Origin of the sequence: Streptomyces cahuitamycinicus (genome assembly GCF_002891435.1) — a bacterium.
GTDB lineage: Bacteria > Actinomycetota > Actinomycetes > Streptomycetales > Streptomycetaceae > Streptomyces > Streptomyces cahuitamycinicus.
On record NZ_POUC01000119.1, the window covers coordinates 1 to 20,070 of the forward strand.

Annotated in this window: 19 protein-coding genes, 1 tRNA gene and 2 pseudogenes; 12 read left to right on the plus strand and 10 right to left on the minus strand. The window is 71.0% G+C overall.

Annotated features, from left to right (window positions below; translation table 11 throughout):
* Positions 1-445 (minus strand): gluconokinase (locus tag C1J00_RS17950; protein ID WP_102910091.1); only part of this gene is annotated, 445 nt, incomplete at its 3' end.
* Between the two features lie 138 nt (positions 446-583).
* On the opposite strand from C1J00_RS17950, the gene C1J00_RS17955 reads away from it, so the two are divergent.
* On the plus strand, positions 584-1,285 hold the full coding sequence (locus C1J00_RS17955; RefSeq protein WP_102910092.1) for a FadR/GntR family transcriptional regulator: 702 nt from the start codon (positions 584-586) through the stop codon (positions 1,283-1,285).
* 159 nt (positions 1,286-1,444) lie between these two features.
* Here the strand turns inward: C1J00_RS17955 and C1J00_RS17960 are convergent, their stop codons facing one another.
* Positions 1,445-2,074, minus strand: a complete 630-nt coding sequence (locus tag C1J00_RS17960) for a class I SAM-dependent methyltransferase (RefSeq protein WP_053125938.1) — start codon at positions 2,072-2,074, stop codon at positions 1,445-1,447.
* Positions 2,075-2,110: 36 nt separating this feature from the next.
* Between C1J00_RS17960 and C1J00_RS17965 the strand changes: the two are divergent.
* A pseudogene (locus C1J00_RS17965) lies at positions 2,111-3,022 on the plus strand (IS5 family transposase).
* On the opposite strand, the gene C1J00_RS17970 reads toward C1J00_RS17965, so the two are convergent.
* Together C1J00_RS17970 and C1J00_RS17975 are read right to left on the minus strand one after the other, a co-directional pair.
* Complete coding sequence (locus tag C1J00_RS17970; RefSeq protein WP_102910093.1) at positions 3,019-3,393, minus strand: YchJ family protein; 375 nt, start codon at positions 3,391-3,393, stop codon at positions 3,019-3,021. The pseudogene C1J00_RS17965 and the gene C1J00_RS17970 sit on opposite strands and share 4 nt — an antisense overlap.
* Positions 3,394-3,456: 63 nt before the next feature.
* Positions 3,457-3,541: transfer RNA gene (locus tag C1J00_RS17975), tRNA-Leu, on the minus strand.
* Positions 3,542-3,736: 195 nt separating this feature from the next.
* Here C1J00_RS17975 and C1J00_RS17980 point away from each other — a divergent pair.
* From C1J00_RS17980 to C1J00_RS17990, 3 genes are all read left to right on the plus strand, one after another.
* Positions 3,737-5,062 (plus strand): M20/M25/M40 family metallo-hydrolase, encoded by a 1,326-nt coding sequence (locus C1J00_RS17980; RefSeq protein WP_102910094.1) that lies wholly within the window; start codon positions 3,737-3,739, stop codon positions 5,060-5,062.
* A 149-nt stretch (positions 5,063-5,211) separates the two neighbouring features.
* The gene (gene chpH / locus C1J00_RS17985; protein WP_030608446.1) at positions 5,212-5,445 is read left to right on the plus strand and encodes a chaplin ChpH; all 234 of its coding nucleotides are present in this window, start codon (positions 5,212-5,214) and stop codon (positions 5,443-5,445) included.
* A gap of 130 nt (positions 5,446-5,575) precedes the next feature.
* Positions 5,576-6,403, plus strand: coding sequence for a chaplin family protein (locus C1J00_RS17990; protein WP_102910095.1), 828 nt, complete (start codon positions 5,576-5,578; stop codon positions 6,401-6,403).
* 78 nt (positions 6,404-6,481) lie between these two features.
* Here the strand turns inward: C1J00_RS17990 and C1J00_RS17995 are convergent, their stop codons facing one another.
* The gene (locus C1J00_RS17995; RefSeq protein ID WP_033311872.1) at positions 6,482-6,670 is read right to left on the minus strand and encodes a DUF5703 family protein; all 189 of its coding nucleotides are present in this window, start codon (positions 6,668-6,670) and stop codon (positions 6,482-6,484) included.
* A 47-nt stretch (positions 6,671-6,717) separates the two neighbouring features.
* Here C1J00_RS17995 and C1J00_RS18000 point away from each other — a divergent pair, with 47 nt between their 5' ends.
* Entirely contained in the window at positions 6,718-7,422 is a 705-nt protein-coding gene (locus C1J00_RS18000) for a hypothetical protein (RefSeq protein WP_102910096.1), read from the plus strand.
* Between the two features lie 63 nt (positions 7,423-7,485).
* Here the strand turns inward: C1J00_RS18000 and C1J00_RS18005 are convergent, their stop codons facing one another.
* From C1J00_RS18005 to C1J00_RS18015, 3 genes and pseudogenes are all read right to left on the minus strand, one after another.
* The gene (locus C1J00_RS18005) at positions 7,486-9,867 is read right to left on the minus strand and encodes a helix-hairpin-helix domain-containing protein (protein WP_102910097.1); all 2,382 of its coding nucleotides are present in this window, start codon (positions 9,865-9,867) and stop codon (positions 7,486-7,488) included.
* On the minus strand, positions 9,864-10,850 hold the full coding sequence (locus C1J00_RS18010) for an aldo/keto reductase (RefSeq protein ID WP_102910098.1): 987 nt from the start codon (positions 10,848-10,850) through the stop codon (positions 9,864-9,866). The genes C1J00_RS18005 and C1J00_RS18010 overlap by 4 nt, the downstream gene beginning before the upstream one ends.
* Before the next feature lie 112 nt (positions 10,851-10,962).
* A pseudogene (locus tag C1J00_RS18015) lies at positions 10,963-12,063 on the minus strand (pectate lyase family protein); the annotation flags it as partial.
* Positions 12,064-12,271: 208 nt separating this feature from the next.
* Here C1J00_RS18015 and C1J00_RS18020 point away from each other — a divergent pair.
* Complete coding sequence (locus tag C1J00_RS18020) at positions 12,272-13,327, plus strand: LLM class F420-dependent oxidoreductase (RefSeq protein WP_102910100.1); 1,056 nt, start codon at positions 12,272-12,274, stop codon at positions 13,325-13,327.
* Positions 13,328-13,588: 261 nt separating this feature from the next.
* On the plus strand, positions 13,589-14,377 hold the full coding sequence (locus C1J00_RS18025) for a hypothetical protein (RefSeq protein ID WP_102910101.1): 789 nt from the start codon (positions 13,589-13,591) through the stop codon (positions 14,375-14,377).
* A 10-nt stretch (positions 14,378-14,387) separates the two neighbouring features.
* On the opposite strand, the gene corA is transcribed toward C1J00_RS18025, so the two are convergent.
* Positions 14,388-15,383: a magnesium/cobalt transporter CorA gene (corA, locus tag C1J00_RS18030; protein ID WP_102910102.1), complete on the minus strand. Its 996-nt coding sequence runs from the start codon at positions 15,381-15,383 to the stop codon at positions 14,388-14,390.
* Between the two features lie 62 nt (positions 15,384-15,445).
* Here corA and C1J00_RS18035 point away from each other — a divergent pair, with 62 nt between their 5' ends.
* From C1J00_RS18035 to mshC, 4 genes are all read left to right on the plus strand, one after another.
* Entirely contained in the window at positions 15,446-16,132 is a 687-nt protein-coding gene (locus C1J00_RS18035) for a histidine phosphatase family protein (protein ID WP_102910103.1), read from the plus strand.
* 78 nt (positions 16,133-16,210) lie between these two features.
* On the plus strand, positions 16,211-16,798 hold the full coding sequence (locus tag C1J00_RS18040; RefSeq protein WP_102910104.1) for a DUF3090 domain-containing protein: 588 nt from the start codon (positions 16,211-16,213) through the stop codon (positions 16,796-16,798).
* Complete coding sequence (locus C1J00_RS18045) at positions 16,762-17,592, plus strand: SCO1664 family protein (RefSeq protein ID WP_180989590.1); 831 nt, start codon at positions 16,762-16,764, stop codon at positions 17,590-17,592. Before C1J00_RS18040 ends, C1J00_RS18045 begins: the two co-directional genes overlap by 37 nt.
* 94 nt (positions 17,593-17,686) lie before the next feature.
* Positions 17,687-18,916 carry a cysteine--1-D-myo-inosityl 2-amino-2-deoxy-alpha-D-glucopyranoside ligase gene (mshC, locus tag C1J00_RS18050; protein ID WP_102910106.1) on the plus strand — a complete coding sequence of 410 codons (1,230 nt, stop codon included), beginning with the start codon at positions 17,687-17,689 and terminating at the stop codon, positions 18,914-18,916.
* Between the two features lie 66 nt (positions 18,917-18,982).
* On the opposite strand, the gene C1J00_RS18055 is transcribed toward mshC, so the two are convergent.
* The gene (locus tag C1J00_RS18055) at positions 18,983-19,966 is read right to left on the minus strand and encodes a PAC2 family protein (protein ID WP_102910107.1); all 984 of its coding nucleotides are present in this window, start codon (positions 19,964-19,966) and stop codon (positions 18,983-18,985) included.
* Positions 19,967-20,070: the final 104 nt, after the last annotated feature.

The following is a 20,070-nucleotide window of genomic DNA, read 5'->3' on the forward strand; positions in this document are numbered from 1 at the left end:
CGTCCACCCCGACCCCCGCCTCGTCCGCCGCGAGGGGCTGGAGCGTGGCGAACTGGGAGTCGAGCAGCGCCGTGGGCATGAAGTGCCCCTGCCGGTGCGACATCCGGTCCTCGACCAGCGCGCGGTCACCCGTGAGGTGCACGAAGACCACGCCGGGCGCGGCGGCCCGCAGCCGGTCGCGGTACGACCGCTTCAGTGCCGAGCAGCTGACCACTCCGCCGTGCCCGGCCCGCCCGTGCGCCCACGTGCCGATGGCGTCGAGCCAGGGCAGGCGGTCCTCGTCGGTGAGCGGGGTACCGGCCGACATCTTGGCGATGTTGGCCTGCGGGTGGAAGTCGTCGCCCTCGGCGTACGGAACGCCGAGCCGGGCCGCGAGCAGGGGACCGATGGTGGTCTTGCCGGTGCCCGCTACGCCCATGACCACGACGACATGGGGGGTGTTCATCGCTGCCTCACTGTCTGCTGTCCGAGGTCGACACGTGATGTCGACGCAACTGAAACCCATTAGGTACGACGAATTCAAGGGGCCGTCATGAATAAGTCTGACTTTTTGTCTCCGTGATCTACCCCGTACGCTGAGTGCATGAGCACAGCGGGCCGGGGGCTGCACGGCCACGTACTGGACACCCTCGGCCCCGAGATCACGGCGGGTGAGTATCCGCCGGGAAGCGTCCTGCGCACCGACGAACTCGCCCAGCGTTTCGACGTGTCCCGCTCCGTGATGCGCGAGGCGGTCCGCGTCCTGGAGTCCATGTACCTGGTCGAGTCACGCCGCCGCGTCGGCGTGACGGTCCGCCCGAAGTCCGAGTGGAACGTCTACGACCCGCAGGTCATCCGCTGGCGTCTGGCCGGCGCCGACCGTCCCCGGCAGCTGCGGTCCCTCACGGTGCTGCGCTCGGCAATCGAACCCGTCGCGGCCGGCCTGGCCGCCCGGCACGCCACGTCCGAGCAGTGCGCCGAACTCACCGAGTGCGCCCTCGGCATGGTCGCCCACTCACGCGGTCACAAACTGGAGGGCTACCTCCTGCACGACGTGGCTTTCCACCGCGTCATCCTGGAGGCCTCCGGCAACGAGATGTTCGCCCGCCTCGGTGACGTCGTGGCCGAGGTCCTGACCGGCCGCACCCAGCACGACGTGATGTTCGAGGACCCCGACCCGGCGGCCGTCACCCTGCACGTCCAGGTCGCCGAAGCGGTCCGCGCGGGCGACGCCGGCCGCGCGGAGGAACTGACTCGCGAGATCACGGTCGGCGCCCTCCAGGAACTCGACATCCTGGCGCCGTAGCATCTACTCGGCGATCGCCGCGGTCGCCTCGAGCATGTCGGCGGCCGCGGGAGACCTGCCCTCCCTAGGGGGTGTCTGACAATTCCGGTCTGATCAGCGAGATTCGGCTGAGCTGGCAATCCGGAGGTGCGCCGATCGGCTGGGGGGACTGGGCAGTGGCTACGAACGGCGGGCCAGTAGATGGGCGTCGAGGAAGCCCCGATCAGAGGATGGATCGTGGAGCAGCCGGGCGAAGGGATCGAGCCCAGCATCGCCCAGCAGTTCGGCGAGGCGATCCACCGGCCAGCTGTAGGCGGGCGCCACCTTGTGGTCGAACCGGACCGGTTCTTGTCCGTCGGTCCCGAAGAAGGAGACCAGGAGCAGACCGTCCGGTGCCAGGACGCGTACCTGTTCGGCGAGCAGCTCCGGTAGTTCCCCCGGAGGGGTGTGAATCATTGAGTAGTGGGCCAGTACGCCGCCGAGCGCGGCGTCCTCGATCGGCAGGGATTCCATCCGCGCCTCTTGGAAGCGCAGCGCCGGATGGGCCTGCCGGGCGTGGTCGACCATGCCGGGGGCAAGGTCTAGTCCGAAGGCGTCCAGGCCGAGTTCGTGCAGCATGGCTGTCAGATGTCCGGGCCCGCACCCGACGTCCGCTGTCCGCAGGTTGCCCGTCGCGCGCACCAGTTCGGCGAAGGTGCCGATCATGGCCCGGGAGAAAGGCTGTGTTTCCAGCCGGTTTGCGAACAGCGATGCGTACAGCTCGACGACACCGTCGTAGGCCGTCCTGGTCTCGTCCTGATGATTCGCCACGGGCAGGACTCTATAGCCGGTCTGATAATTGATCTTGTGGCAGGTCGAGGTGAGTTGACGGATGCGGCATGGAGGCGGATAGAGCCCCTTTTGCCTCAGGTGGACGGACGGGGCCGTCCGTGGCGTGATCACCGGCAGGTGGTCAACGGGGTGCTGTGGCGGCTGCGGACCGGGGCTCCGTGGCGGGATCTTCCCGACCGGTTCGGGCCGTGGCAGACCGTCTACGAGCGGTTCGCCCGCTGGGAGGCGGACGGCACCTGGGCACGGTTGCTGGAGCACGTTCAGGTCCGCGATGACGCGGTGGGCCGGGTGGAATGGACCGTCTCCGTCGACTCCACCATCAACCGAGCCCACCAGCACGCAGTCGGCGCCCGCAAAAAGGGGATGTGAACGGGGACGCACTGGAAGATCCGGGCCGCTCGCAGGCGCGCCAGGCCCTCGGCCGCTCCCGAGGCGGACTGACCACCAAAGTCCATCTCGCCGTCGATGGCCGGGGCCTGCCCCTGTCGATTGTGCTCACGCCCGGCAACGTCAACGACGCGACGGCGTTCGGCCAGGTCCTCGACGGCATCCGCACCCCGCGCCTCGGCACGGGCCGCCCGCGCACGACACCGGACCGTGTGCTGGGTGACAAGGCGTATTCCAGCAGGGCCATCCGCCATCTGCTGAGGCGCCGGGGCATCGCTGCCACGATCCCCGAGCGCCGCGACCAGGCGGCGAACCGCCACCGACGCGGAGCCCTCGGCGGCCGGCCGCCGGCCTTCGACAAGGTCACCTACCGCGACCGCAACGTCGTCGAACGATGCTTCGCCCGCCTCAAGCAGTTCCGCGCGATCGCGACCCGGTTCGACAAGCTCGGCGACCGCTACCGTGCCGGAGTTGTCCTGGCTTCCTTGATCCTCTGGCTCCGCGAGTCCACGGGGTAATCATTTGTCAGACAGGCCCTAGGCCGGAAACTCGCCGTCGACATAGACCCAGGCCCCGTCGACCCGCTCGAAGCCGCTCCGCTCGTGCAGCGAGCCACCCCGGTACGACGCCCGGAACTCCACGGTCGCGGTGTTGTGGAACGCGGATCCGCCGGTCGTCCCCAGGATCTCCAGCCCGGTCCACTTCATCCCCGGATCCAGCTCCAGCGTCCCGGGCCGCGTCCTCGGATGCCAGGTCCGCAGCAGGTATCCGGCGTCCCCCTTCACGAAGGCGCAGTAACGCGACCGCATCAGCGCCTCCGCGGTGGGCGCGGCGGAGGCCCCGGAGTGGTAGCGGCCGCAGCAGGCCTCGTAGGTCTCGGGGAGCCCGCAGGGGCAGGAACGCCTGGTCATGGTCACCTCTCCGCGGCAACGCACAAGGGCCGTGACCTCGCGGTCACGGCCCTCAGCCTCATGTGTCCGAGGGGGGACTTGAACCCCCACGCCCGATAAAGGGCACTAGCACCTCAAGCTAGCGCGTCTGCCATTCCGCCACCCGGACAAGGTGTCTGTCGCGTGGGTTCTCCCCGCGGCGACGACGTAAACATTACCAGGCTCTCGGGGGTGGCCGATCACCCCCCGTCGGCGCCCGGCCGGGCGTGAACGGCGTGTGACGGGCCGGGAGCGCTCTTGGGGTGCGGGCCGGGGAGAGGGAGGATGAGGGGGACCCACCAGCAGTGACACCGGGAGGAAGCACGTGAGCGAGACGGACACGGCCAGGAGCGTCACCGGCGAGGACGAGGTCGTGGACCTCTGCCGCGAGCTGATCCAGATCGACACCAGCAACTACGGCGACCACTCGGGTCCCGGTGAGCGGAAGGCGGCCGAGTACGTCGCCGAGAAGCTCGCCGAGGTCGGGCTCGAACCGCAGATCTTCGAGTCCCACCCGGGCCGCGCCTCCACGGTGGCCCGCATCGAGGGCGAGGACCCCTCCCGGCCCGCGCTCCTCATCCACGGCCACACCGACGTCGTGCCGGCCAACGCCGACGACTGGACCCACCACCCCTTCTCCGGCGAGGTCGCCGACGGCTGCGTGTGGGGCCGCGGGGCCGTCGACATGAAGGACATGGACGCGATGACCCTCGCGGTCGTCCGCGACCGGCTGCGCAGCGGGCGCAAGCCCCCGCGCGACATCGTCCTCGCGTTCCTCGCCGACGAAGAGGCCGGTGGCACCTACGGCGCCAAGCACCTCGTGCGCAATCACCCCGGCCTGTTCGAGGGCGTCACCGAGGCGATCAGCGAGGTGGGCGGATTCTCCTTCACCGTGAGCGAGCAGCGGCGGCTGTACCTCATCCAGACGGCCGAGAAGGGCATGCACTGGATGAAGCTCACCGTGGCCGGCACGGCAGGGCACGGGTCGATGATCCACCGGGACAACGCGATCACCGAGCTGTCGGAGGCCGTCGCACGGCTGGGGCGGCACAAGTTCCCGGTGCGGGTCACCAAGACCACCCGCGCCTTCCTCGACGAGCTCGGTGACGCGTTCGGCACCGAACTCGACCCGGAGGACATGGAGTCGACCCTCGCGAAGCTCGGCGGCATCGCCAAGCTCATCGGCGCGACCCTGAGCAACACGGCCAACCCCACGCAGCTCGGTGCCGGTTACAAGGTCAACGTCATCCCGGGCGAGGCGACCGCCCACATCGACGGTCGGTTCCTGCCCGGACACGAGGAGGAGTTCCTCACCGACCTCGACCGGATCCTCGGCCCGAAGGTGCGGCGCGAGGACGTCCACGCCGACAAGGCCGTCGAGACCACCTTCGACGGGGCGCTCGTCGGGGCGATGCAGTCCGCGCTGCTGGCCGAGGACCCGACCGCCAAGGCGATCCCCTACATGCTCTCCGGCGGGACGGACGCGAAGTCCTTCGACGACCTGGGCATCCGCGGGTTCGGCTTCGTGCCGCTGAAGCTGCCGCCGGAGCTGGACTTCGCCGGCATGTTCCACGGCGTGGACGAGCGGGTGCCGGTGGAGGGCCTGCGGTTCGGCGTGCGGGTGCTCGACCGCTTCATCGACGCGTCCTGAAACCGCCCCCGCGCACGGTGGTATTCGCTCGCGCGTACGGAATCGACTGGGAAGAGTGAATGCGACCATAAGCTAGTAGCCTCATTACTCCCTCCTCGTTACAGGTAATGCGATCGCAAGATGGGTCGCTTTGCCAACTAGGAGGAATAATGATCAAGAAGGTCGTCGCTGCTGCGGCTGCCACCGGTGGGCTGGTTCTCGCGGGCGCGGGCCTGGCCGTCGCCGACTCGGGTGCTCAGGGTGCCGCCGTGCACTCCCCGGGCGTCCTGTCCGGCAACGTTGTCCAGGTGCCCGTTCACGTCCCGGTGAACGTCTGCGGCAACACGGTCTCCGTGATCGGGCTGCTGAACCCCGCCTTCGGCAACACCTGCATCAACAAGTGATGCTTCCCCCTCACTGAGGGGAGTCCAGAGCCATCGGTCCCGGAGCGCGTGCCATGCGCTCCGGGACCGAACGCTTCTTTCGGGAATTCGAGAAGAATTCGAGACACGGTCGAAGGCAGGTATTCAGTAAATGCGACAGGTCACCCGCAAGGGTCTGATGACCGTGGCGGCCGCGACCGGCGTGATCGCCGCCGCGGGCGGCTCCGCTCACGCCGCCTCGGGCGCTCAGGGCTCGGCGTCGGGCTCGCCCGGCGTGCTGTCCGGGAACTCGGTGCAGGCGCCGGTCCACGCACCGGTCAACGTGTGCGGGAACACGGTCGACATCGTCGGTCTGCTCAACCCGTCGGTGGGCAACTCGTGCGCCAACAAGGGCGGTGGATCGTCGGCGGGGGGATACGGCGAACACGGCGGCGAGGGCGGCTCCCACGCGGGCGGGCACGCCACCGACTCGCCCGGCGTCGGCTCGGGCAATCACGTCCAGGCGCCGGTCCACGTACCGGTGAACGTCTGCGGCAACAGCGTCGACGTCATCGGCGTCGGCAACCCCAGCACGGCCAACGACTGCTCCAACGGTGGCGGCGGACAGCACGGCACCCCGCCCGGCGGCCACGAGCCGGGCCAGCCGGGGAACCCCGGTGACCCGGGCGACGCGGGGACCCCCGGAAAACCGGGTGAGCCCGGTCACCCCGGCACTCCTGGTGAGCCCGGACAGCCTGGTCACCCCGGCGATCCCGGTCACTCCGGCAATCCGGGCACCACGCCCTCCACCGGTGGCGAGACCCCGGGCGGCTCCTCGCACGTCAACAACCCCGGCGCCCAGTTCGTCACCCAGCCCGAGGGCGAATCCCAGCTCGCCAGCACCGGCAGCGATCTGCCGCTCGGCCTCGCACTCCCGGTCGGCGCGGGCGCGCTGCTCGCGGGCGCGATCCTCTACCGCAAGGCTCGCGCCTCCGCCTGACGCCCCTCGCGAACGGAGCGGGCTCCGCCGATGCGGGCCCGCTCCGTCATGCGTCTTCTTCCCGTGCTCCGTCCCAGCTCACCACGTGGCCCGCGCCTGGCGGATGATCCGCCGGCGCAACCGCACCCTGCGGCTGCCGTCGCGCAGCAGGCTCAGACGGTACAACTCCCAGTGTCCGTACTCCGCGTGGTCGGTCAGCAGACGTGCCGTTTCCTTGCGGGAGACCCCGCGAGGCACGTACACGTCGACAAATTCGTATTCCGGCATCGCATCTATTGTGCGGGCTGGGGCCAGGTACGGATAGCGTCTGCACTATGTCTGATGCTGCGCAGTCCACCGCTGCCGAGGTACGCGCCGCCGCCGAGGCGGTCAAGACCGCGCTCGACCGCCACCTGGCCGCGGTCGAACGCAGGTCGGGAGAGGACGACCCGGCGGTCTACGAGGCGTTCAACCAGCTCGCCGCGGCCGCAGAGGTGTACGACGAACTGCTCTATGACCGCTACGACGAGGTCACGCCCTTCGAGATCCCAGGTGCGGAGGACGCCCTGCCCCCGTACGCGGGCCCCGAGGAACCGAACGCGCTGAGCGTACTGATCCGCCGCGACTACGCCGTCGCCGAGCCTCAGCGCCTGCTGGTGCAGGCACAGCGGATCGAGGCGGCGGAGGGCGAGGACGGCACCCCCGCCTCCGGGACGGTGCACGGCGCGCTCGGGCTGCTCTTCGGCGAGTTCGAGCCCGACGAGATCGCCTCCCGGCACAAGGAGTTCGGGCTGGAGGAGGGCGACTCCACGCTCTGGGTGACGGCGTCGGACGAACCGGCCGAGCCCGGCGAGTGGCTGGAGGCACCGTTCGAGCAGGTCGACCCGCAGCAGGTGGTCTGCCGCTTCGACGTCAGCGCCGTCTTCGACGACGAGATCGACGACGACGATGACGAGGACACGGACGAACTGGAGGACGAGCTCGCCGGCGACCTGGACGAGGACGAGGACCTGGAGCCGCTGGACGCGGACCGCCGCTGAGCGCGCACGACGGCGACCCCAGGGGTGGTGGTCATGGGCCCGTGCCCATGACCACCACCCCCGTCACGTGCCGCTGATCTGCGGCGCGAGCAGAACCGGCAGCCGTGTCGTCCGCGGCTTCGCCCGAACTTCGGCCACGGCCCGGGGGAGTGCCTGCTCCACGCCGTGCACCACGGACAGATGCCGGTCGGCCCGCCCGAACGCCGTGTACACCCACGGCCGACTGAGAGCCTGCGCCGCATCGCCGGGCAGCACCACGACCACCGCGGGCCAGTGGCTTCCCACGGCCTGGTGCGCGGTCAGCGCCCACCCGTGCCGCACGGACTGCTCCACCCGTTCCCTCGGTACGACGACGGCCTCGCCCTGGCACGACAGATGCAGCCCCTCGGCGTCCGCCGTCACCACCCGGCCCGGCAGCGCACGCCCCGGGGCGGGGGAGTGGACGATCCGGTCACCGGGGTCGAAGCCGCCGAAGCGGCCCGGGCCCGGATTGAGCCGTTCCTTCAGCGCCGTGTTGAGCGCACGCGTCCCGACGGCCCCGCCGTGCCCGGGGGTGATCACCTGGGTCTCCTCGGCCGGTACCCCGATCGCGCGCGGCACCGAGTCCACGACGAGCTGCACCGTCCGACGCACTGCCTCGGCCGCGTCCCGCACGGGCACGATCACGACCTCCTTGCCGGGGGACTCGACCTGGTTCAGCTCGCCGACGCCGATACCGGACACCAGCTCGCCCAGCGGCCCCGGATCCGGCCGCCGCGAGGCCACCTGGGGGCAGATCCGCGCCGCGAGCAGATCCGCGAACACCCGCCCCGGCCCCGCGGACCACAGCACCGCCGGATCGCCGGCCAGTACCAGCCGTGCCCCGTCCGGCAGCGACTCGGTCAGCAGAGCCGCCGTCTCGACATCCAGCTGGGGCGCGTCGAGCACGACCAGCAGATCGAGATCGAGGGCTCCGTCCGCGTCACGGCCGGGGCCTTCGAGGCCGGCGAGCAGCCCGGAGACGGTGGCGACGGGGGAGGCGGCGGGTGCCTCGCCGGCCTGTCCGGGGACGTCCGCCGCCTGGCCGGACCGCCGCAGCAGGGCCGCGAAACGGTTGCGACCGATCGGGTTGTGCGTGGCCGCCCAGACCCGCAGGCCGAGAGAGCTGGCGGCGGTCAGCAGGGCCGCAGGCTCGGCCAGGGACGCCTCCCCGCCGGTGTGAAGCACCAGGCCCTGTCCGGCGACCGCGCGGATCAGCTCCGCCGCCGACCCCTGGGCAGCGGCGGCGGCCCGCTCCCAATCCTCGGCCGAACCATCCTGCTTGGGCGCCGAGTTGACCAGCCGGGCCAGCCCGTCGGCCAGGCTCTCCTCCGCCAGTGCGTACCGCTCCAGCCCGACCAGCACACGGACCGGACGCTCCTCGTCCTCCTCCGCGCCTTCCTCAGCCGCCGGGGCAGGGGTAGTGGCCTCGCCCTCCAGGGCGTCCTGGAAGACCAGGGCCTCACCCTCCGCGATCGCGCCCTGTACGGCGCTGTCGGGCTCCGGCACGCCCCGCTGGGAGAGGGCCGCGAGGAGTGCGGGCATCTCCAGGACGGTGTGCCCGGCCAGCGCCGCCTGCTCCAGGAGCCAGCCGGTGACGGCCCGGCCCCGCCGCTCGTCGTCCGGGCCGCACTCGGCGCCGAGCAGGGCCCGGGCGAAACCGTCGGCCTGCTCGGGCCGCACACCGGCGATCCGCAGCAACTGCCAGGGGTCGGCGCGCAGCTGGTCGTCCGCGCCCTCGCCGAGAACCGCGGCGGCCTGCGGCGCGAGCACCTCCGGGGCACCGCCCTCACCGAGCACCTGCCGCACGGCCCGGACCGCCTCCGGGGTGGGGCCCGTCGGCGTGGAGACGGGCCGGGGTGCCACGGGCCGTGGTCGCCGCTCCGGCTCGGGGGCGGAGCGACGGGGGGCGGCGGGTGGCTCTTCGAACACCGTCGCTGCGGGCTTCTCTCCGCTTTCGACGGCCCGTACGGCCGCCAGCAGATCGGCGGCCTTGCCGCTCAGTTTGGTGCCGCTCGCGATCGGCGCCTTCTTCTCGGCCTTGCGCTGCTCGATGCGCTCCCGCTCGGCTTGCTGGGCCCGCAACTCGGCCTCGGCCTCGGAAACCCGCGGGGTTCCGGCGTCACCGCCTTCGCTGTCACCGCCTTCGGTGTCGGCCCGGGCTCCTTCCCCTGAGGCCGCCCGCCCGGTGCCGGTGTCGGCGCTCTCCGCACCGGCCCCCTGCCCAGTCCCGGCGTCACCGCGTTGGGCCCCGGCCCTCTCCTCGGTTCCGGCCCCGTCCTCGGTTCCGGCGTCACCGCCCCCGGTGCCGGCCGTCTCCCCGGTGCCGGTCTCACCACCGCCGGTGCCGGGCGCACCGGCCGATGTGCTCTCGGCGCCCGGCGGCCCCGGCTCGGCGTCCTCCGTGGTCTCGGGCTCCGTGCTCACAGCGTGCTCCAGTCGTGATCGGGATAGCGGTGCACAGGCGCCGACACATCGTCGAGCGCCCGGCAGATCTCGTCAGGAAGACTAAGGGTCTCCACTGACAACGCCGCGGTGAGCTGCTGCGCGTTGCGCGCGCCGACGATCGGCGCGGCCACCCCGGGCCGGTCGCGGACCCACGCAAGGGCCACCTGGAGCGGCGTCACCGCGAGCCCGTCGGCCGCGGTCGCCACGGCGTCCACGATGCGGCTCGCCGTGTCGTCGAGGTACGGCGCGACGAACGGCGCGAGATGCTCCGAGGCGCCGCGCGAGTCCGGCGGCATCGTGTCGCCCCGGTACTTGCCCGTCAGCACCCCGCGCCCGAGCGGCGAGGACGGCAGCAGGCCTATGCCCAGTTCGAGCGCGGCCGGCAGCACCTCGCGCTCGACACCGCGCTGCAGCAGGGAGTACTCCAGCTGCGTACCGGCCAGCCGGGTGCGGGTTCCGGGCGCCGCCAGCTGCCAGGTCGCGGCGCCGGCCAGCTGCCAGCCGCAGAAGTTGGAGACGGCGGCATAGCGGGCCCGCCCGCTGGAGACCGCGAGGTCGAGCGCCTGGAGGGTCTCCTCCAGTGGGGTGGCCGGGTCGAACGCGTGCACATGCCACAGGTCGACGTAGTCGGTGCCGAGCCGGGAGAGCGAACCGTCCAGTGCGCCGAGCAGATGGCCGCGGGAGCCGTCGAAGCGGCGCTCGGGGTCCGGCACGCTGCCGGCCTTGGTCGAGACGATCAGGTCACGGCGCGGAACCAGGCCGTCCATGAGCCTGCCGAGCAGGTACTCGGCCTCGCCGTCGCCGTACACGTCCGCGGTGTCGACGAGGGTCCCGCCCGCTTCCCAGAACGTCTTCATCAGGTCCGCGGCGTCGTGCTCGTCGGTGTCCCGTCCCCAGGTCAGGGTGCCGAGCCCGATCCGGGACACACGAAGGCCGGTGCGGCCGAGATGCCTCTGCTCCATGAACGCCGAGATTACTGGCCAGAACCTACGGTGTGGGTGCCTGTGGACGACGGATTTACGGGAGCGGCCGGTCCGTTGCCCCGAGCCGGCCGCGGCCCGTCGTGCTGGGTCAGCACCTGCCGTCCGACACCTGAAGCCCCTTGTTCGCGCCCGCCGTCCGGCTCACGACGGCCGGCACGCAGCCTGCCTCGTCCAGAGTGTGGGAGTAGGGGATGGAGACCGTGGTGTTTGATTTCGGGTCGGGGCCGGCCGGACGGTTCTCGCTGCCCGGGGCGGACCAGGTGACGTTGTCGAAGATGTTGCCGCCGACCTGCCAGTAGCCGGCCGCGTCGGTGTAGAAGGTGCCCAGGACGTCCTTGGAGTCCTCGAAGTAGTTGTTGTCCACCTTGGCGCGGGCCCCGGCCCGGGAGTTGATGCCGGAGTCGTTGAGGCGCACGTAGTGGTTGTTGTAGAGGTGCGCGATGCCGCCGCGCAGCAGCGGGGCGCGGGAGTCGATGTTCTCGTACCGGTTGTGGTGGTAGGTGATGTAGCCGTTCGACCGGTCGCTCTCGCTGTTGCCGACCAGGCCGCCGCGGCCGGAGTTGCGCAGGACGCTGTAGGACAGGGTGACGTACTGGGTGTTGTCCTTGAGGTCGAACAGGCCGTCGAAGCCCTCCGACTCGCCGCCCGACGCCTCCAGGGTGGTGTGATCGATCCAGACGTTGCGGACATTGCGCTCGATGCCGATGGCGTCCCCGCCGTTGGACGTGGGGGAGCCCGACTTCTTGACGTTCCGGACGGTCACGTTCTGGACGATGATGTTCTTCGATTCGCGGATGTGGATGCCCAGTTGGTCGAAGAGGGCGCCGCTGCCGACTCCGACGAGGGTCACGTTGCTGACCTTCTTGAGCTCGATCACGCCGTCGGCGGTGTCGCAGCCGGCGCCGGAGACCTTCTTGGTGTTCGCGTGGTTGATGGTCCCGGTGACCTCGATGGTGATCGGGGTGCTGGTGCTCGCCCGGCCGCAGAGGGCCTGATGGATCGCCGTTCCCGTCGTCGCCCGGACCGTCCGGCCTCCGGCGCCGCCGGTGGTCCCGCCGTTCTGTGTCGCGTAGCCGGTGGCGCTGCCGGTCGCCGCCGAGGCCTCGGGCATTGACACGAGCGTGCCGGTCGCGGCAGCGAGGGCCATCGTGGCGAGGGCCGCGTGAAGCCTCAGGGGGAGTGCTCGCTTCATCTTTTGCCTCTCCGTTCATGCGGAAGACGGGTGATGGAAAGCGCTTTCCAGGTGAAGGTACGAACTTGCCGTGGACGCGTCAATGGGTCGCGTTCATGATTTCTGTCCACACATCTAAACGGCAGGCCGGCTGTGGTCATGTACCCCGCCCCTGCCCCCGCGCTAAGGTCTCCGCAAGGCACGTTACTGATCAGTAAGGGGATTCGGCATGCAGCTCGGTATCAACCTCGGCTACTGGGGTGCCGGAATGGACGCGGACAACCTGGCCGTCGCCCAGGAGGCCGACCGCCTCGGATACGCCGTCTGCTGGGCCGCCGAGGCCTACGGCTCCGACGCCGCCACCGTACTGAGCTGGGTCGCCGCCCAGACCGAGCGCATCGACGTCGGCTCCGCCATCTTCCAGATCCCGGCCCGCCAGCCCGCGATGACGGCCATGACCGCAGCCACCCTCGATTCCCTCTCCGGCGGACGCTTCCGCCTCGGCCTCGGCGTCTCCGGTCCCCAGGTCTCCGAGGGGTGGTACGGCGTCAAGTTCGACAAGCCGCTGGCACGCACGCGTGAGTACGTCGAGATCGTCCGCAAGGCCATGACCCGCGAGCGCCTGTCCTACGAGGGGCAGCACTGGACGCTGCCCCTGCCCGGCGGCCCGGGCAAGCCGATCAAGCTGACCGTGCACCCGCAGCGCGAGCACATCCCGCTGTACATCGCCGCGATCGGCCCGAAGAACCTCGAACAGACCGGCGAGATCGCCGACGGCGCCCTGCTGATCTTCCCGTCCGCCGAGCACCTCGAGGACACCACCATCAAGTACCTGCGCGCCGGGCGCGAGAAGGCCGGCAAGACCCTTGACGGGTTCGACGTCTGCCCGACCCTGCCGCTCGCCGTGGGCGACGACAAGGACGTGGCCACGCTCGCCGACACCTTCCGCCCCTACACCGCGCTGTACGTCGGCGGCATGGGCAGCCCCAAGCAGAACTTCTACAACCAGCTCGCCCAGCGCATGGGCTACGAGCGGGAAGCCGCCGAGATCCAGGGCAAGTACCTGTCCGGCGACAAGCAGGGCGCCGCGGCCGCCGTGCCGCACGACCTGATCGACAAGACGACCCTGCTCGGTTCCGTCGACCGGATCGCGGACCGGATGAAGGCCTATGCAGCGGCCGGGGTCACCACCCTGTCCCTCGCCCCGGCGGGCTTCACGCTCGACGAGCGGCTCGCGTCCCTGAGGGCCGGCGCGGAGGCCCTGGAGCGGGCCGGACTCGCCTAGCCAGCTAGAGGTTTCAGCGGCCGTGGTGGGGGCTCGGGGGTCTTCCCCGCCACGGCCGTCACGCGGAACAACGCGCCGGCCCGCCGTCGGTTACGGCACAGCGCCCCCGCCGGGCCCGGCACGCCTCCCTCCGGCGTCCTCCATTCGGCGGAGTTGTCCCTCATACCTGTTGCAGTGCTCTTCACCCCGCACTTGACTCGTTCTTCGCGGAAACCTGCGGAATGCCGCAGAACGTCCACGCGCGCGGGAGAGGTGCCCACGATGCTTTCGGCCAAGAGCCTGTTCCAGGAGATCCTCGACAACGACGAGTCCTTCGCCCTGTTCTGCTCCGTCGCCGCGAGCGGCGAGACCCAGGGCGGCTGGGAGAACGCCCGCATCGCAGCACTCGTGCCCGAGGCCGAGCGTGAACTCGCCCCCAAGATCAGCCGGCACGGCGCCGACGAGGACAAGCACGGCCGGATCTTCAACGCCCTGATGAAGAAGCGGGGCGTCGACCCCGTCCCGGTCCCGCCGGAGACCGACTACACCATGCTCCTGGAGAAGAACGGCATCGGACTCGCCCACGCCCGGCTGAACCGCGACGAGCGGCTCACGGTCCAGGACATCGTCACCTACCTCTCGCACAGCAGGGTCACCGAGCAGCGCGCCTCCGAGCAGATGGACCTGCTCCGCAAGCACTTCGCCGACCATCCCGGCATCGGCCGCGCGGTCAAGCAGATCTCCAACGACGAGGACAACCACCTCGCCTACTGCCACGAGGAACTGCTGCGCTTCGCCCACGCGGGCCACGGCCGGGCCATCCAGCGCACCCTGCGCGAGTGCGCGCTCGCCGAGATCCGGATCTACCGGGACGTCAGCCTCGCCGTGATGGCACACATGGGCCGCATCCTCGGCTGGTCCAAGGCCAGGTCGGCGGTGCTCGTGGCGGGCATCCACGCGGTGTACGCCTATGAACGCATGGGCGGCTGGCGCCGGATGGTGTCGCTGACGACGCCCGAGCGCCGCAACGCCCTCGGCGGCCCCGCCTCCGCGGAACCCGAGTTCGCCTGAGCCGGCCCGGTCACAACCACCCGCGGCGCTTGAACAGCCGGAAGACCATCACCTCCAGGACCGCCATCAGAACGAGCAGTGCCGGATACGACCAGACCCAGCGCAGCTCGGGCATGTGCTCGAAGTTCATGCCGTAGATCCCCGCCAGCATCGTGGGGATCGCGGCCATGGCCGCCCACGCGGAGATCTTGCGCATGTCGTCGTTCTGCCGGACGCTCATCTGCGCCAGATGCGCCGAGAGGATGTCCGACACCAGCCGGTCCAGGTTCTCCACGGACTCGTTCACGCGCGTGAGGTGGTCGTTGACGTCGCGGAAGAACGGCCGGGCCCGGTCGTCCACGAACGGCACGGCCACGCCGGACGACGCCGTGCCCGCCAGGCGGCTCATCGGCGGGGCCAGCGGCCCGGTCGCCCGGCGGAACTCCAGGACCTGCCGCTTGAAGTCGTAGATCCGGGACGCCGTGTTCCGGGATCCCCCGCCGTCCGGCGAGAACACCTCCGCCTCCAGCTCCTCCAGGTCGGTCTGCAACTCGGTCGCCACGTCCAGGTAGTGGTCGACGGCGGCGTCGGCGACGGCGTACAGCACAGCCGTGGGGCCTTTGCCGAGCAGGTCCGGCTCATGCTCCAGCCGGTGCCGCACGGCCTTGAGCGGGGCGCCCTCGCCGTGCCGGACGGTCACCACGAAGGAGTCGCCCAGGAAGATCATGATCTCGCCGGAGGAGACGGTGTCGCTCCGCGGCTCGTACGCCACCGGCTTGAGCACCACGAAGAGCGAGTCGTCGTACACCTCCAGCTTGGGCCGCTGGTGGGCCTTGAGGGCGTCCTCGACGGCCAGCGGGTGCAGCCCGAACTCCCGGGTCACGTGGTCGAACTCGCTCTCCGTCGGCTCGTGCAGCCCGATCCACACGAACCCGCCCGCCGTGCGGGCCTCACCCAGGGCGTCGGAGAGGTCCTCGGGCCCTTCCGTCCGCTGTCCCTCGCGGTAGATGGCACAGTCGACGATCACGAAGCGAGTCTCCCGTCACTCGAAACGACACCGCACGCGCGCGTGCGCCTACGCTGGACCGCATGCCCACGCTCATCCTGGTCAGGCACGGACGATCCACCGCCAACACCGAGGGACTGCTCGCCGGCTGGACGCCCGGTGTCGCCCTCGACGAGCGCGGCGCCGCACAGGCCGCCGCGCTCCCCGGCCGGCTGGCCGAACTGCCCCTCGCCGAAATCGTCACCAGTCCGCTCCAGCGCTGCCGGGAAACGATCCGGCCGCTGCTCGACGCCCGGCCGGAACTGAGCCCGCACACCGACGAGCGCATCGGCGAGTGCCACTACGGCGACTGGTCCGGACGCAAGCTCGCCGAGCTCGCGGACGAGCCCCTCATGGAGGTCGTACAGGCGCACCCCTCCGCCGCGGCGTTCCCCGGAGGGGAGTCCATGCGCGCCATGCAGACGCGCGCCGCCGAAGCCGTACGCGAGTGGAACGCGCGCGTGGAGCGCGACCACGGCGCCGACGCCGTCTACCTCATGTGCTCGCACGGCGACATCATCAAGTCGCTCGTCGCGGACGCACTCGGACTTCACCTGGACCTCTTCCAGCGGATCTCCGTCGAACCGTGTTCCATCACCGCGATCCGCTACACACGACTGCGGCCGTTTCTCGTCCGGCTCGGCGAGACCGGCGACTTGACGTCCCTCGTGCCGCGCGCGGAACCGCCGGCCGGAGAGGCCGAAGTCGGGGGCGGTGCGGGCGCACCGTGATCGTTCGCCGCAGTAGGGTGAAGCGGTCGCAGCAGTGCCGTGGTCACACGGCTCCCACGATTCCAATGGAGACAGGACGTGTCCCGTCAGGTGTTCCTCTACGACCATCCGGAGCGTTTCGTGGCCGGTACGGTCGGACTGCCCGGACGCCGTTCGTTCTTCCTCCAGGCCACCGAGGGCTCCCGGGTGACCAGCGTGGCCCTGGAGAAGACCCAGGTCGCCGCCCTCGCCGAGCGCATGGACGAACTGCTCGACGAGGTCGTACGCCGTAGCGGCGGCAGCGCCCACGTCCCGGCCGTCGCGCCGTCGGACACCGACACCGCCCCGCTGGACACCCCCATCGAGGAGGAGTTCCGGGTCGGCACCATGGCGCTCGCCTGGGACGGCGACGAGCAGCTCATGATCGTCGAGGCGCAGGCGCTCGTGGAGCTCGACGCGGAATCCGAGGAGGACCTCGCCGAGGCCGAGGAGCGGCTGCTCCAGGACGAAGAGAACGGGCCCCCGATGCTGCGGGTCCGCCTCACCGGCGCGCAGGCCAGGGCCTTCGCCAAGCGCGCTCTCGACGTCGTCAACGCCGGGCGGCCACCGTGCCCGCTGTGCAGCCTCCCGCTCGACCCGGAAGGACACGTATGTCCGCGCCAGAACGGATACCGCCGCGGAGCGTGACACCTCCCGAGAACGCCGCCGAGCTGCTCGCCCGGGGCGAACTGACCGTGCGCGGACGCATCCGTGAGGCCTCCAACGCGGCCCTGTACTGCACGGTTTCCCACGACGGACAGGACGCGGCCTGCATCTACAAGCCGGTCGCGGGGGAGCGGCCCCTGTGGGACTTCCCCGACGGGACACTGGCCCAGCGTGAAGTCGCCGCGTACGAGGTCTCCGAGGCGACCGGCTGGGGCCTCGTGCCGCCCACCGTGCTGCGCGACGGCCCCTACGGCGAGGGCATGTGCCAGCTGTGGGTCGAGGTGACCCCCGGGGCGGAACTGCTCGCCCTGGTCGACGGCGAGGAACCCGAGCCGGGCTGGAAGGCGGTCGGCTTCGCCGAGGTCGGCGAGGGACGCACCGCGCTGCTCGTGCACGCCGACGACGAACGGCTGCGGCGGCTCGCGGTCCTGGACGCGGTCATCAACAACGCCGACCGCAAGGGCGGTCACCTGCTGCCCACCGGTGAGGGACGGCTGTACGGCATCGACCACGGCGTCACGTTCAACGCCGAGAACAAGCTGCGCACCCTGCTGTGGGGGTGGGCGGGGGAGTCCCTCACCCAGGAGGCCGCCGACGTCCTCGAAGGCCTCAGGAAGGGCCTGGCCGAGGGCGGGACGCTCACCGCGCGGCTGGAACCGCTGATCACCGCGGCTGAGATCGACGCCACCCGCGCCCGCGTCGGCGCCCTGCTCGCCTCGGGAACCCACCCGGAGCCGAGCGGTGAGTGGCCGGCGATTCCCTGGCCACCCGTGTAGCGGCACAGTCGCCGGATCACCGCAAGAGCGCCTTCTCGGCCGTGTGGCCCGCTCCCATTCGTATATGGAACTTCAGTCCGGTTAGGCTCAGGGCATGCATGCCTGGCCCGCTTCCGAGGTCCCCGCCCTGCCTGGTCAGGGCCGCGACCTGAGGATCCACGACACCGCGACCGGCGGTCTCGTCACCCTCGCCCCCGGTCCCGTCGCCCGTCTCTACGTCTGTGGCATCACCCCGTACGACGCCACGCACCTGGGACACGCGGCGACCTACAACGCGTTCGACCTCGTGCAGCGCGTGTGGCTCGACACCAAGCGGCAGGTTCACTACGTCCAGAACGTCACGGACGTCGACGACCCCCTCCTGGAGCGGGCGCAGCGCGACGGCATCGACTGGGCCGCGCTCGCCGAGAAGGAGACGGCCCTCTTCCGCGAGGACATGACGGCCCTGCGGATGCTGCCGCCGCGGCAGTACATAGGCGCCGTCGAGGCCATACCCGGGATCGTCCCGCTCGTCGAGCGGCTCCGGGACGCCGGCGCGGCCTACGAACTGGACGGGGACGTGTACTTCTCCGTCGAGTCCGACCCGCACTTCGGCAAGGTCTCGAACCTCGACGCGGCGGCGATGCGGCTGCTGTCCGCCGAGCGCGGCGGCGACCCGGACCGGCCGGGCAAGAAGAACCCCCTCGACCCGATGCTGTGGATGGCGGCCCGTGAGGGCGAGCCCAGCTGGGACGGCGGATCGCTCGGACGCGGACGGCCCGGCTGGCACATCGAGTGCGTGGCCATCGCCCTCGACCACCTCGGCATGGGCTTCGACATCCAGGGCGGCGGCTCCGACCTGGCCTTCCCGCACCACGAGATGGGCGCCTCGCACGCCCAGGCCCTCACCGGCGAGTTCCCCATGGCCAAGGCCTACGTGCACGCGGGCATGGTCGCCCTGGACGGCGAGAAGATGTCCAAGTCCAAGGGCAACCTGGTCTTCGTCTCCAGGCTCCGGCACGACGGCGTCGACCCGGCCGCGATCCGGCTCACGCTCCTATCCCACCACTACCGCGCCGACTGGGAGTACACCGACCAGGCCCTCCAGGACGCGGCCGCGCGGCTCGCCCGCTGGCGGGCCGCCGTGTCCCGGCCCGACGGGCCGCCGGCGGAGGCGCTCGTCGACCAGATCCGCGAGGCCCTCGCCGACGACCTGGACTCCCCGACCGCGCTCACCGCCGTCGACCGCTGGGTCGCCCTGCAGGAGCAGAGCGGCGGCACCGACATCGGCGCCCCCGGGGTGGTCTCCCGGGCGGTGGACGCGCTGCTGGGCGTGGCGCTCTAGCGCAAAGCGACGCCGGAGGGGCGTCTCCCGGCGGGGAGACGCCCCTCCGGCGTTCATGCGGTGCCCTCAGTCCTCCGAGGACTCGTCGTCCTCCGTGCCCGGCTTCGGCGGCTTCGGCGGGCGGGTGCGGCCGCTGGGGTTGTCCCGCAGGTACGACGTGCTTTCGCTGCCGTCCGCCGTGGCGTGACCGCCGGCCGCGGGCGGTCCGCCGCCGTCGTGGCGCCGCAGATAGCGCTCGAACTCCCGGGCGATCGCGTCGCCGGACGCCTCCGGCAGCTCGGCGGTGTCCCGGGCCTCCTCCAGCGACTGGACGTACTCGGCGACCTCGCTGTCCTCGGCGGCCAGCTGGTCCACGCCGACCTGCCAGGCACGCGCGTCCTCGGGCAGCTCGCCCAGCGGGATGCGCACGTCGATCAGGTCCTCGAGGCGGTTCAGCAGGGCCAGGGTGGCCTTCGGGTTCGGCGGCTGCGACACGTAGTGCGGCACCGCCGCCCACAGAGAGACGGCCGGGACACCCGCGTGCGTGCACGCCTCCTGGAGGACGCCGACGATGCCCGTGGGGCCCTCGTACTTGGTCTCCTCCAGGTCCATGCGGCTGGCCAGGTCGGGGTCGGACGTCGTGCCGCTGATCGGAACCGGACGGGTGTGCGGGGTGTCGCCGAGCAGGGCGCCCAGGACGACCACCAGTTCCACCCCCAGCTCGTGCGCGAAGCCCAGAAGTTCGTTGCAGAACGAGCGCCACCGCATGGACGGTTCGATGCCCCGGACGAGGACCAGATCGCGCGGCTTCTCGCCGCCGACCCGGACCACGGACAGCCTGGTCGTGGGCCAGGTGATCTTGCGGACGCCCGCTTCCATGAACACCGTGGGGCGGTTGACCTGGAAGTCGTAGTAGTCCTCGGCGTCCAGCGCCGCGAACACCTCGCCCTTCCATTCCCTGTCCAGATGCGCGACCGCGGTGGAGGCGGCGTCGCCGGCGTCGTTCCAGCCCTCGAACGCGGCCACCATGACCGGGTCGACCAGCTCGGGAACTCCCTCGAGCTCGATCACCCAGCGCCTCCTTCCGACGTGCCCTCGCTTGACCACCCAACCTTACGGCGTGCCGCGGGGGCGCCCGCAGCCCCCTCGCAGGGGGAGTGCCCCCATCACTGCCC